The organism is Caballeronia sp. 11_S32 (assembly GCF_056930355.1).
The window spans coordinates 1,267,139-1,279,714 of the sequence record NZ_JBXOWH010000001.1; the positions used below are offsets into that span (position 1 = coordinate 1,267,139).

General features: G+C 62.4%; 10 protein-coding genes. 2 read left to right on the top strand and 8 right to left on the bottom strand.

Going from position 1 to position 12,576, the window contains the following annotated elements; all coding sequences use genetic code 11:
• Positions 1-16: 16 nt before the first annotated feature.
• Positions 17-886, bottom strand: coding sequence for an alpha/beta fold hydrolase (locus AC1Z32_RS05795; protein ID WP_483477736.1), 870 nt, complete (start codon positions 884-886; stop codon positions 17-19).
• 105 nt (positions 887-991) lie between these two features.
• Between AC1Z32_RS05795 and AC1Z32_RS05800 the strand changes: the two genes are divergently transcribed.
• Positions 992-1,840, top strand: a complete 849-nt coding sequence (locus AC1Z32_RS05800) for a LysR substrate-binding domain-containing protein (protein WP_062602331.1) — start codon at positions 992-994, stop codon at positions 1,838-1,840.
• Here the strand turns inward: AC1Z32_RS05800 and AC1Z32_RS05805 are convergent.
• The 4 genes from AC1Z32_RS05805 to AC1Z32_RS05820 form a co-directional block, all read right to left on the bottom strand.
• Complete coding sequence (locus AC1Z32_RS05805; RefSeq protein ID WP_483477737.1) at positions 1,818-2,879, bottom strand: phytoene/squalene synthase family protein; 1,062 nt, start codon at positions 2,877-2,879, stop codon at positions 1,818-1,820. The genes AC1Z32_RS05800 and AC1Z32_RS05805 overlap by 23 nt on opposite strands.
• Positions 2,880-2,967: 88 nt before the next feature.
• A complete protein-coding gene (locus tag AC1Z32_RS05810) occupies positions 2,968-3,621 on the bottom strand; it encodes a septal ring lytic transglycosylase RlpA family protein (protein ID WP_483477738.1) in 654 nt (217 codons plus the stop codon).
• A 158-nt stretch (positions 3,622-3,779) separates the two neighbouring features.
• Positions 3,780-4,712: a UTP--glucose-1-phosphate uridylyltransferase GalU gene (gene galU, locus AC1Z32_RS05815; RefSeq protein ID WP_483477739.1), complete on the bottom strand. Its 933-nt coding sequence runs from the start codon at positions 4,710-4,712 to the stop codon at positions 3,780-3,782.
• Between the two features lie 91 nt (positions 4,713-4,803).
• Positions 4,804-5,088, bottom strand: coding sequence for a hypothetical protein (locus tag AC1Z32_RS05820; protein ID WP_483477740.1), 285 nt, complete (start codon positions 5,086-5,088; stop codon positions 4,804-4,806).
• 22 nt (positions 5,089-5,110) lie between these two features.
• Here AC1Z32_RS05820 and AC1Z32_RS05825 point away from each other — a divergent pair, with 22 nt between their 5' ends.
• Complete coding sequence (locus AC1Z32_RS05825) at positions 5,111-6,244, top strand: acyltransferase family protein (RefSeq protein ID WP_483477741.1); 1,134 nt, start codon at positions 5,111-5,113, stop codon at positions 6,242-6,244.
• A gap of 15 nt (positions 6,245-6,259) precedes the next feature.
• Here AC1Z32_RS05825 and AC1Z32_RS05830 read toward each other — a convergent pair whose 3' ends face one another.
• Genes AC1Z32_RS05830 through AC1Z32_RS05840 form a run of 3 tightly spaced genes read right to left on the bottom strand, consistent with a single transcriptional unit; the run spans position 6,260 to position 12,458 of the window.
• Positions 6,260-8,728: a glycosyltransferase family 4 protein gene (locus AC1Z32_RS05830; RefSeq protein ID WP_483477742.1), complete on the bottom strand. Its 2,469-nt coding sequence runs from the start codon at positions 8,726-8,728 to the stop codon at positions 6,260-6,262.
• Entirely contained in the window at positions 8,725-10,224 is a 1,500-nt protein-coding gene (locus AC1Z32_RS05835; protein ID WP_483477743.1) for an oligosaccharide flippase family protein, read from the bottom strand. The genes AC1Z32_RS05830 and AC1Z32_RS05835 overlap by 4 nt, the downstream gene beginning before the upstream one ends.
• A 17-nt stretch (positions 10,225-10,241) precedes the next feature.
• A complete protein-coding gene (locus AC1Z32_RS05840; protein ID WP_483478211.1) occupies positions 10,242-12,458 on the bottom strand; it encodes an NHL repeat-containing protein in 2,217 nt (738 codons plus the stop codon).
• Positions 12,459-12,576: the final 118 nt, after the last annotated feature.

Consider the following 12,576-nt stretch of genomic DNA (forward strand, 5'->3'; position numbering starts at 1 on the left):
TTTCGCCGGCCCGCGCTCACCACGCCCCGGCAAACGCCTGCACGGCGCGATTGAACGCGCCGGGGCTCGCGGCGTTCATCCCGTGCGATGCGCCGGCGATCGTCTGGCGCTCCGCGAACTCGATCCACTCTTCCAGCTTTTCGACGTTGTTGCGGAACATGCGCGGGCTCTTTTGCCCGTCGATGAGCAGCGTGCGGCACTTGATGTCGCGCGCCGCTTCGCGCGTGTACGCGGGCAAGGGATCGCGGAATTGTTTCGGCAGCGTGAGCGCGTTGTCGAGCGCCATGCGGCGGAAGCTGTCCGTGCTCTTCTTCCAGAAGCCCGGCATGCTCACCGAATCGACGAACATTTCCAGACCCTTGTCGAACTCGCCCTGCTCGATCAGTTCCGCGACGCGCGCGCGCAGTGCGTTGGTCGCGGGCGGCAGCGTCGCGGGCACGGCCTGCGGCGTGGATTGCAGCGGGCCGCCCGGATCGGCGAGCGTGAGCGTCTTCACGAGCCGCGGATACTCACGCGCCAAATGAAACGCGACACAGCCGCCGCGCGAATGCCCGACGAGATGCACCGGCGCCAGATCGAGCGATTCGATGAACTCGGCCATTTCCGCGACATGCGCTTCCCAGCCGAACTCGCCGCGCACGAAGGCATCGACGGCGGGCCAGTAATGCGAGAGGCTCGGCGCGATGCAGCGGAACTGCTTCGCGAGCGGCAGAATCTGCGCGTCCCAGTAGCGGTAATCGCACAGCGACCCATGCACGAAGACGAGCGGCTCGCCTTCGCCGCACTCGATGAACGGCACGGAGATACCCGACGCCGTCGTTGCGAACGACGGTTCAGGCAAGCCTTGCACTGCGGTGAGGACGGAAAGATCGGTTCGCGCGTTCATGGATTCGCTCCTTTGATGCGACTATGCGCCGCGCCGAAGCAAAAGAAAAACGCATAATTTTGATAGAATCGTTCAGAATTTCTGATAGCAAACGGTCGTTCGACCATGAAAGCACTCGATCTGGACGTTCTTTCGATGATCATCGCCGTCGCGGATACCGGCAATATCAGCCGCGCGGCGGAGCTCGTGCATCGCTCGCAATCGGCCGTGAGCATGCAGATCAAGACGCTGGAAACCGCGCTCGGCAAGGAGCTGTTCGTGCGCAAGCCGCGCAACGTGGTGCCGACGCAGGACGGCGAAGTGCTGCTGACCTACGCGCGCCGCATGATCGCGCTGCGCGACGAGGCGTGGGCCGCCGTCGTGAGGCCGGACGTGACCGGGCGCGTGGTGATCGGCGTGCCGGACGATTACGCATCGTCGCTCTTTCCGCCGATCCTCAAGAAATTCTCCGCGACCTATCCGAAGGTCGAGATTCAGGTGGTCGGCCTGCCGAGCCTCGCGCTCGCGCCAATGGTCAAGGACGGCACCGTCGATCTCGTCTGCGCGACGCGCGTGAAAGGCCTTTCCGGCGAGTTCCTGCGTCACGAACCGATGGTCTGGGCCGCCGCGCCGGGCACCGAAATATGGAAGGAGCGGCCCTTGCCGATCGCCGTGTTCCTGCCGGGCAGCGTCGCGCGCGAGAACGCGATCCGCAGCCTGGAGCGCGCGCGCATCGGCTATCGCACCTCGTATGAAAGCCCGAGCCTGCTCGGCCTTTTGACCATGGCCGAGGCCGGTCTCGCCGTGACGCCGCTCGCGAAGTGCGCGGTGCCCGCGCATTTCACGCTGCTCGGGCCGGCGCAAGGCTTGCCCGACATCGGCACGCTCGAAGTCGTCCTGGCGCGCAGCGCGGCGTCCAAACGCCCGCCTTGCGACTTTCTCGCCGAGCGCATCATCGCGGAGCTGCGGCGCTGATTTCCGCTTCGATCGCGCGCATGCGGCGCGACGTCCACGCGCGCAGCATGGTGTTCGATGCGACCATCGGCAACGATGCCGCCATGATGCGGTACACGTCGTTGCGCCGGATCTTCGAGATCTTGCCGGGATCGAGCCATGCATCGTTACGCGCGAGCAGCACGAGCGTATCGAGGCCGATCATGATCGGCCACAGGCATGCGAGGCGCAGGCGGATTGCCGTCGATGGAATCGCGAGCGTGTAATCGACCGCGTCCTGAAACAGCGCAAGCGAGGTGCGCAGCAGTTCGAAGAGCACGGTCCGCGCACGCACCGATTCCTCCGGACGCAAGAGGTCGTGCGGCGTCAGCCCATGACGCGCGAGCATTGCTTCAGGCAGATAGCATCGGCCAATGCGCAGATCGCGCGCGCAATCGCGCAACACGTTCGTCATCTGCAGCGCCTTGCCGAAGCGCACGCCGAGCGCGAGCATTGTTTCGGGCGCGGCCTTCAACGTGCCGGGCATATGCGCGTAAGTCATCTTCGTCCAGAACTCGCCGACGCAGCCCGCGACGAGATACGTGTAACGGTCCAGCTCGCTGAATTCCCGCAGCGCGACGATGCGGCCCGACGTTTCATCGGGGAACGTGCGCAGGTCGAACTCCATGCCGGTGCTGAGCGTCGTGACGATGTCGCGAACCGCGGCCTGATCCTGCGCGCCGAGTTGCGGCAGGATCGCGAGCGCGGCGCCCAGGCGTTCGAGCAATACGCCTTCATCGGGCTGCGCCTGCTGACCCGCAACTTCATCCGCGATGCGCGCGAGCGCGCCATCATCGGGCGCGCCATTGACTTGCGCGCGCAGTGAAAGCAGCAGTTCGAGACGGCGTTGCGGCGAGATCAGCGACGTATCCGCGATGGTATCCGCCGCGCGCGCGAGCAGATAAGCGAGCCCGATGGGATCGCGCATCGCCGTCGGCAAAATGCGCAACGTGAGATAGAACGACCGCGACACGCTCTTGAGAAGCGGGCCCAGAAGAAAGGCCCGGGGCGAATTGTTCATGTTGGATCGGATAGCTTCGGCGAGAAGCGCGATGATCGCGCGCCGCCGCATTGTATCCGTCCGCGTGAAATCGCGGCTGTGCCGCGCGCTATCGGCGATGCGTGTGCTTCTTGTGGCGCCGTGGATGAGGCGCGATGCGCAGCATCATGCGCTCGGGCGTTTTCGGCTTCGCGGCTTGTGCGAAGGATCGGTCGACCGGTTCGAGAATGACTTCCGCACTGCCCGCGTGCTGCAGACCGAGCTCCGTCGCCGCGGCGAACGAGAGGTCGATCATGCGGCCCTTCACGAACGGACCGCGATCGTTGATGCGCACGACCACCGTCCTCGTCCTCGCGAGATTGCTGACGCGCACGTACGATCCGAGCGGCAATGTGCGATGCGCCGCCGTCATCGTGCGCATGTCGTAGCGCTCGCCGCTGGCCGTGCGGCGCCCCTGAAACCTGCTGCTGTAATACGACGCCCGGCCGATCTCCGGCGCGACGTTCATTCTGGCGCTGCGATAGTCGAGCGGTTCGCTCTTCAGCGAGTTGTTTTCGTGACCGCTCATCGAGCTCGCGACACGTGCGCCTTCGGCCAGAACCGCCGATGCGTCCGCTGCTTCCGACGGCGCCGCTTCAGTCTTCTGGACCGGCGGCGCGCCCGCGTGTCCCGCGCATGCGCTCAATGTCGCGCACGCTCCGGAAGCAGCGGCGGCCGCGAGCCCGACCGCGCGCCACTGCATGATGATTCGGTTGTCCTGCATGAGCGAGCTTCTCCATGTATTGCCGACCCATCGAGACCGGCTCGCTCAAAACGTCCTCCTCGCCCGAAAGTTGACGCAGACGCCGAAGATATGACCCATCTTTACAGAAGAAGTCTCAGCTTACGGCGCGCGCTTCATTTTCTTACGCTTCTTCCCGCTTACATCGCATTCGACATCGCTTCCAGCTCGGACCTCTCCGGGCCGATCAGTTCCGGCATGAGCGCCCACACTTCCGCGCGCAAATATTCCTCGAAGTGCTCGCGCACTTCGGGATGCCGCAGCGCGAACTGCACCGTCGCCTTCAGATAGCCAAGCTTGCTGCCGCAGTCGAAGCGCGTGCCGTAATAGCGATAACCGAGAACCTGCTCGACCGCGAGAAGCGAGCCGATTGCATCGGTCAGCTGAATCTCGCCGCCTACATTGGGCTTCGTCTTGCGCAAGTGCTCGAAGATGCTCGGCATCAGCACATAACGTCCGACCACGCCGAGATTCGAAGGCGCGAGCGCGGGCTGCGGCTTCTCGACGATGCCCGACATCTTGATGACGTCCTCTTCCCACTCGCGCCCTTCGATCACGCCATACGACGCGCTGTCTTCACGAGCGATGCGCTCCACGCCGATCACCGAGCTGTGGTAATGATCGAAGACTTCGACGAGCTGCTTCATCACGGGCTGCGCGCCGTGCAGCAAGTCATCCGCGAGAATGACCGCGAATGGCTCGCCGCCGACGAGACGCTGCGCGCACAGCACGGCATGACCGAGGCCGAGCGCTTCGGGCTGGCGCACGTAAAAGCAATCGACATTCGCGGGCTTGATGCTACGCACCGCGTCGAGCAGCACGGCCTTGTTGCGCGCTTCGAGTTCCGCCTCCAGCTCGTATGACTTGTCGAAGTGATCTTCGATCGCGCGCTTGCCGCGGCCCGTGACGAAGATCATCTCCGTCATGCCAGCCGCAATGGCTTCCTCCACCGCGTATTGAATGAGCGGCTTGTCGACCACTGGCAGCATTTCCTTCGGGCTGGCCTTGGTCGCCGGTAAAAAGCGTGTGCCGAGACCCGCGACTGGAAACACCGCCTTGGTCACTTTAAGCATGACTGCTCCCTCCAGATCGAAACCGGTAATTGAAGTGTCCCCGCCTTGCTGAGAACCGGCACTGTCGGCCGGTTTGATCGATCGCTGCGTGTTATTCCGCTTCTTCCATCTGAGGCGCGGAAATGCGATTCGAACCGAGCTTGCGCAACGGACTCAACGGGTCGTTGCGCAGCGCGTCGCGATAAGCCGAGGCAGCCACGAGAACCAGCAGCACGGCCATGCCGGCGATTGCATGCATATCCATGATCGACATCCATTCGGCGTTTAGATGAGAATCAAACGTATCAGAAAAAAATCGATAAATAATCGGCGGCGCGAACGCGAATTTTTTAGTTGGGCACCGGAAAAATGCCTGCTCTAAGATGCGCTGATCCAATCTCGCGGGCCATGGCTTTCCGATGAGCGATTCTTCCGTATTCGCGGCATCCACCGCGCGTGAATCGAGTGCAACCCTCGATGACAAAGATGTGGCAATCAACGCATGGCGCGGTGTCGCCGCTTTGCTCGTCGCCTATTTTCATTGCCGCCAGGTAACGTGGATCGGCATGCAGCAGTTTCATCGCTTATCGCCCGCGATCGACGCGAATACTGTCCTTAGCTATCTGACCTTCCCGATTGCATGGGGATCGGCGGGCGTGCCGATATTCTTCGTCATCAGCGGCTATTGCATTCATCGTGCGATGGCGCGCCGGTTGATTGCGAATCCATCGGCGCCGCTCGATACCGGCAATTTCCTGCTGCGCCGATTCGCGCGCATCTATCCGGTGCTGTTGGCCGCCTTGTTACTGACGCTGGCGCTCGATTCCCTCAGCACGACGTTCTTGCCCGTCAGCCGGAAGATCAATCCGTTCGACTTGCACGCGTTCGCCGTCAATCTGCTTTCCCTGCAAGGCATTGCGGGCAAGACGTACGGCTCCAACGGCGCACTCTGGACGCTCTCCATCGAAGTGCAGTTCTATCTCGTCTATCCGCTCTTGCTCGCGTTGCGCAGGCGGATCGGAATGCGCGGTGTGCTGATCTTTGTGGGGCTGGTGAACATCGCGTCCGCGCTGCTGTTCGAGCGGAATCAGATTGTGTTGTTCGCGTCTTACTGGTTCGCGTGGACGATCGGCGCATGGATCGCCGAAGCAAAAGCGCTTGGCACGCGTGCGTGGCCTCGCATGGGCATCGCCGCCGCCGTGATCGCGCTCGCGGGATGCGCCGCGTTCAGCCTCGCGCAATATGCGGCGTTCCAGCTTTGGGCCATTGCATTCGCGGTGTATCTCTTCTCCGCGCTCGACAAACCCATGCGCGATACGTTCGCGGTGCGCGGCCTGTCGTGGCTCGGCGAATTCAGCTTCTCGCTCTATGTCGTGCATCTGCCGGTCTTCGTGCTGCTTGCGTCCGTGTTCTTTCGCTCGGCTTTGCAGACTCAGATCTGGGCTTCGATTGCCTTTACCGCAGTTGCGGTGGGCGTTGCCTTCGTTTTCTACTTCCTCGTGGAGCGGCCCGCGATGATGTGGTCCGCCGCGCTCAAGCGCACGCGGCGCTGAGCGCGTCGGCCCTCTTCAGCGCTTGCGCGCTCTTTGCGCCACATCGGTCAGGATCTTTTCGACGCTTTCGACATACCGTTGCGTCCCGAAGCGGCTCGTCGCGTTGACATAACCCTGCTCGACGAGCCGGTCGCGCAAAGGCGCATTACTCTTCAACCTTTCAAGAACGCGCGCAAGCTCGGCGGCATCGCCCGGCGAGCAGAGAATGCCGTTCTCGCCATCCTCGACGATATCCATCACGCCGCCCGCGCGCGTCGCGACGACGGGGCGCTTCGACAGCATGCCTTCGATAATCACTCGGCCGAAGGGCTCCGGCATGATCGACGTATGCGTGACGATATCGACGGCCTTCATGCACGCGGCGATATCGTTCTGAAAGCCGAGGAAATGCACGCGATCCGCGAGATCGTGTTCCAGCACGAAGGCACGGAGTTCGGCTTCATAGTCGTTCTCGCCGAAAAGCGCGGCCCCAACGAACACCGCGTGCATGTCAGGAGACTCGCGCAGCGCTTCGAGCAAAACGTGCTGGCCCTTCCATCGCGCGAGCCGGCTGAAGCAGCCCACGAGAAACGCATCTTGCGGCAAGCCAAAGCGCGCGCGCAGTTCATGCTGCTCGACCGATTCCAGATCCGCGAAAGGCTCCGCCGATATGCCATTGAACACTACGTCGAGCCGCTCTTCCCGCAAACGCGTGAGCGCGGTCACCGCCGCCGCCGATGCGGTCGAATTGGCGATCACGTGCTCCAGCATCAGCTTCGTACACCACTTGATGATGGCGAGCTGCGTGCGGCCGAAATGCTCCTCGCTGACGATATCGCGCAAATGCCAGACGACGGGCCTGCGTGAAATGAGCCCCGCGATCGCTCCGATCACCATGGCGCGCTGCGTATTGACGTAAATGACGTCCGCGTTGCGCGACTTTTCGAGCGTGCCGCGCAAGAGTCTGAGCACGCCGCGAAGCATGCCCGCGCCGGGACGCGCCTTGCCGTCCTTGCGCAGATCGCCGAGCGATTTGCCATCGAGCACATCCACCTTCACGCCGACCGCCTCGAGCGCGATGCGAAACGGACCATCGTCGAAGAGCACGGTCTGCACGTCGCCGCGCATGTTCTTCACGACTTCGAGCATCGATAACTCCGCGCCGCCCAGTGCGCCGCTTTGATCGACAGCGAGCACGCGCAGGTCGCTTTGCGGTTGATCCTTGACTGGCTCGAGCGGCTTTTCTTCGTCACGCAAGGGCGGCAAGACGAACTGCGGCGCGATGCGCGCCACATGCGCGCGCAACTCTTCGCGAAAGCGTGCATTCGAAAATCGCTCGGCGTTCGTGCGGCAATCGGCGGGCGTGAACGTGAACACGCCGGTCTCGAATGCATCGACCACATCGATGATCGCTTCCGGCGTCTGCGTTGCAAAGAACATGCCGGTGGGTTGCGCGCTCGACACATCGCGCACCGTTTCGAGCGCGCCGCCCTTGCCGAACGCGATCACGGGCGTGCCGCACGCCTGCGCTTCCACGACCGATATCCCGAAGTCTTCCTCGGCGGCAAATACGAACGCCTTTGCGCGGCGCATCCGGTCGTGCAGCACGGAGAACGGCTGATAACCCATGATCTCGACATTGGGCGTCGCCCTGGCGCGAATCTTCGCCATGTCGGGACCATCGCCGATCACGACGAGCTTGCGCCCCGGCATGCGCGCGAATGCTTCGATGATCAGATCGATCTTCTTGTACGGCACCATGCGCGATGCGGTGAGATAGAAATCCTCCTTCTCCGCGCATAGCTCGAACGAAGCCACATCGACCGGCGGAAAGATCACCTTCGACGAACGCCGATACACCTTGTGAATGCGCCGCGCAATGAACTCCGAATTGGCGATGAAATGATTCACCGAGTTGGACGTGCGGATATCCCAGTTGCGCATGTAATGCAGAATGAGCCGTGCGAAAAGCGACTTCGCACCCGCGGTCAGATTCGATTGCTGAAGATATTGATGCTGCAAGTCCCACGCGTAGCGTATCGGTGAATGCACATAGCTCACGTGAACCTGATCGGGTCCGGTGAGCACGCCTTTGGCCACGGCATGACTGCTCGAGATCACGAGGTCATAGCCGGAAAGATCGAGTTGCTCGATGGCGAGCGGCATTAGCGGCAGGTATGCGCGATAACGCTTCTTCGCGAACGGCAGTTTCTGGATGAACGAGGTTGTCGCGCGCTTGCCACGCAGGAACGCGCGATCCTCCAGAAAATCGACGACGCTGAAGATATCCGCATCTGGAAAGCACGCGATGATCTGTTCCAGCACGCGTTCCGCGCCCGCGTAGGTGACGAGCCAGTCATGCACGATCGCGACGCGCGGCGTGTTGTCATCGAGAGACGTGCTGCGCTCGCGGTCTGGAGCGGGCGTCATTGCGGGCGCGCTATCGCGCAGAAAGTGACGGGTTTTTGCGCGTCCGATGAACGCGTCTTCGAATTCCAATGTCATGCGTCACTCCTCGCCTTCAGAGGTGATTGAATGCGTTCGATGAACTTGCGTGTGAAAGCCGAGGCCAACGCGCGCAATGCGGGACGCGTCAGCAAGGACCATCCCGCGTCGGCGAGCGCAAGCAACAGCGCTGCCGCGATGGCCTGGAACGGGTGATTCATCGCGTCGATCAAATAAGCGAGGACGAGCCCCGCGATCAGGAACGCGAGATGCGCGAGCATGTCGAGGGCGATCGGTTTCGCGCGAATGCGTGACATCCATAGCAACACCGCGTAGTCCGCAAGGGAGCGCAGTGCAACGACGCTGGCTGCACCCACGGGCCCGAATCGCTCGATGCCGTACCAGAGCAGCGCGACGAAGAACGGCAACTGACAAAGCCCCGCACGCGCCGCCGTCGCCGGGTCGAGCTGCGACTGAATCAGGATGCGCGTGACGCTCGCCTGGCCAACGAGCCACACCGCGATCACGAGAATCCGCCCCACGGGCGCGCTCGCAATCGCGAGACCGGACCCGATCCATACATGCAGGAACGGTTCGAGCGCGAGCATGGCGAAGAGCGCGAGCGGCGTGAACACGCCGTTCAGGAACTCGAGCGATGTCGCGGCCATGCTGTGGGCATCGCCGCGTTCAATAGCTGAAAGACGCGGGAAAAGCGTGCGCACCATTGCATTGGGCAGCATGTTCAGGCGCGTGACGAGATTCTGCGGCACCGTGTAATACGTGACGAAGCGCGCGCCGAGATGCGCGCCGAGCAGAACCCGGTCGAGCGAATCGGTGAGCATCGTGGTGATAGACGATATGAGCATCCAGCCGCCGAAGCGGAACAGTCCGCCCGCTACACGGCGTTGCGGCCCATCCACGCGGCGAATGCCGAGCAGCCTGAAGCTCGCTCTCGCAAGCAACAGCGCCGCGAGCAGGCGCGCGACAACGGCCGCCGCGATCACCGTTTGCAGATTCGGCGCGATGAACCATGCCGCGCCCAGCGGCAACAATTGAAAGAGAAACGTGCCGAAGGTCTGATTCGCGTTATAGACGCCGAAGCGTTCCATTGCGTTGATCGCGCCCGCGAACACCCATGACACGTTCGCAACCGGAATCGCGAGCGCGAGCCAGGGCAACGCGCGATAAACCTCATGCTGCAATGCAGGCGCCGAATGTGCCACATACGCCGTATAGAGAAACGCGCCAAAGTAGATTGCAAGGCCCCCGATCACGCCGGTCGCGAAGTTGAGCCACACGGCGCTCCAGAACACGCGCGCCCTTTGATCGGCGTCGCCCGCCGCGTGTGCCTTCGCGATCTGATGTTGCGCGGCCATGCTCATGCCGAGATCGAGAATGCTGAAATAGCCGATGAGCGTCCATACGAGACTGATCACGCCATAACGCTCCACGCCCACGAGCCGGATATACGCCGGCACGGTCGCGAGCGATACGAAAGTCGGCAGAATCAACCCGATGAAGTTGATCGCCACATTCCTGACCATGCTCTTTTCCATCGACTCTCCTCGCGCGCTCAGGACTTCGGTGTCCAGCGGTACATCATCACCTTGCCGCGCGCGTCTTCTTCGACGAACACGAGGTATTCGCCATTGCCGCGCCGATGCGCGCTCACGCCGTGGGGCACATCCACCCAGCCCGATGCGCGGCCCACTTCCGGACCCGGCCTGATCACGCCGACTTCCTTGCCCGAATCCTTGTCATATACGTGGACGTCGCCGACCGGCTCGACCGCGAACACGTATTGCCCTTCCATCGTCACGCCGATGATTGTCGAAAGAGGCTTTGCCTGCGTATCCCACGGAAGATCGATCGAATAGCGCATGCGCGGAGTGTTCGACCAATGGTCATAACGCACCAGCCGACGCCCGACTTCCTTCCAGTAGCGGCCGTCATACGGCGCATCCGATGTGTAGCCGGTCACGTACATCGTGTCCGATGCCGCGTCGTACACGGCGCGACGCAATTCCGTGAAAGGCGCCGGAATCGCATACGTCTGCATGTTCGCGTAGTCGTAAATGGGATTGCGTTGCTTGTCGAGGCCGCCGAAGCGCAAGCGATGAATGCCCTTCACATCGCTCGTGCGCCAGATATCGCCTTTCGTATCGACCCACCATCCCCAGCCGCCGGTGATGCGCGCCGCGCCCGGATTGCGCGTGAACTCGCCGTCATCGAAGCGGCCGTCCCCGTTGAGATCGCGCCAGATCCATTCGCCGCCTTCGGGCCGATTCGGTATGTTCTGCACGGGTCGTGGCCGCCCCGAGATAAAGCCCGATGGAATCGCGAGCTCGCCGTCACGCTTCTCGTCGAAGCGATAGATCTTCAGGTGATCCGCGTACATGTCCGTCAAGTACAGGAACGTTCGGCCTTCGAGCCTGCGCGCTATCGGCAGGCCGGGCCATTGATCGACGTGAAAGACAGGATCGTCCGGATACTTGAAACGCCCCGACAGAAACCCGGCGTATTTCCATTCCTGCCCAGTGGGTTTCGACAAGTCGAGCTCGAACCGCTTGTTGCCCGTATAGACGCTATTGGGTCTCCCCGGATCGATCCATGCGCCATCGACGAACAGCAGGCCCAGCATCTGCCAGCGCAAGGCACCGCCCGGCGAATAGCTTTCGAGCGTCGCGCCGAGCCCCGCGCCTATGGGACCATCATGAACGCCGATGCCATTGGTGGACACATACACGTTGCCCGCCGCATCCACGCCCACGCCCGTCAGTCCGTTGAAGCGCTTCGGCCCGGGCTTGCCAGCAATGCCCGAGAAGATGCCGCCGCGCTCGCCCAACGCGCCCGATTCGCGATACGCGCTGCCTTCCTTCGTGAAGAAGAGCACCTGCTGCCGCGGTCCGTTATCGGCGATCAACAAGCGTCCTTCCTTGTCCCGCGCGATATCCACCGCAACGCTATCCGCCTGAAGATGTGGCGCATCGTTTAGAAGCTCGCCCGAAGCGCTGTAATGCGCGATACGCGGATGATCGCCATGACTCTCGACGATCGCCCACAGCGATCCATCCGATGCGAGCGCGATGCGTCCCGGCTGCGGCGCACTCCATTGCGCCTGCTTTTGCATCGATTGTGCGCCGTAGCGCTCGATGCGATCCTGCTCCGTGTTCGCCACGTACAACAACGAATCGCTTGCGGCCAGCCCGCCGATTTCCTGACGCGCGTCGCCGGGCGTATCGTTGATCGTCAGAAAGCCGCGGGCGAGCATCGCGCGCGGATCTTTATCGCTTGCCAGGGCTTTTCTCGCTACGCCGACATCGAACGGAGCGGGACGCTTCACATCGTCGATATCGCGTCGCGACACGCCTATCCAATGCCGCCCCGAAGGCGGCCAGACGCCTTCCTTCACGAGCCGCCCCTTCTCATTGCCGACACCGGCGGCGATGAACACATGGTGCGAATTCACAGCGACCGCGTTGCCGCCCGATCCGCCCCAGCCATGCGTGCCGCCCGCGAAACCGAGCATCTTTCCATCGCGGTATACGCTGGCCTCCGCGCCACTTTCATCCCACGGCGAATTGGTGAAAACGCGTCCGTCCGGCGCGACCGCGATGGCTGTGATGTTGATCTGCGTCCAGGTGCCATCGCCGAAACCGGATGTATTGCCGATCCACGACGATTTCGCGTCGAGCACGCGCACCGGGGCCGCTTCGACATTTGCCGCGACCAGCGCGAACGCGATGCACAAACATGTGCAAGCCGATTTCAACGACACGATGCGCCGCAAGTAATCCTCCAGAGTGCCGCTCAAGCAGCCACGTTCCGATGCAATCGAGGTTAGGGGCCAAATAAAACTAAAAAAACCGAAATTAATTTCCCGATTTTTTAAAGCCCTGGCCTTCGCA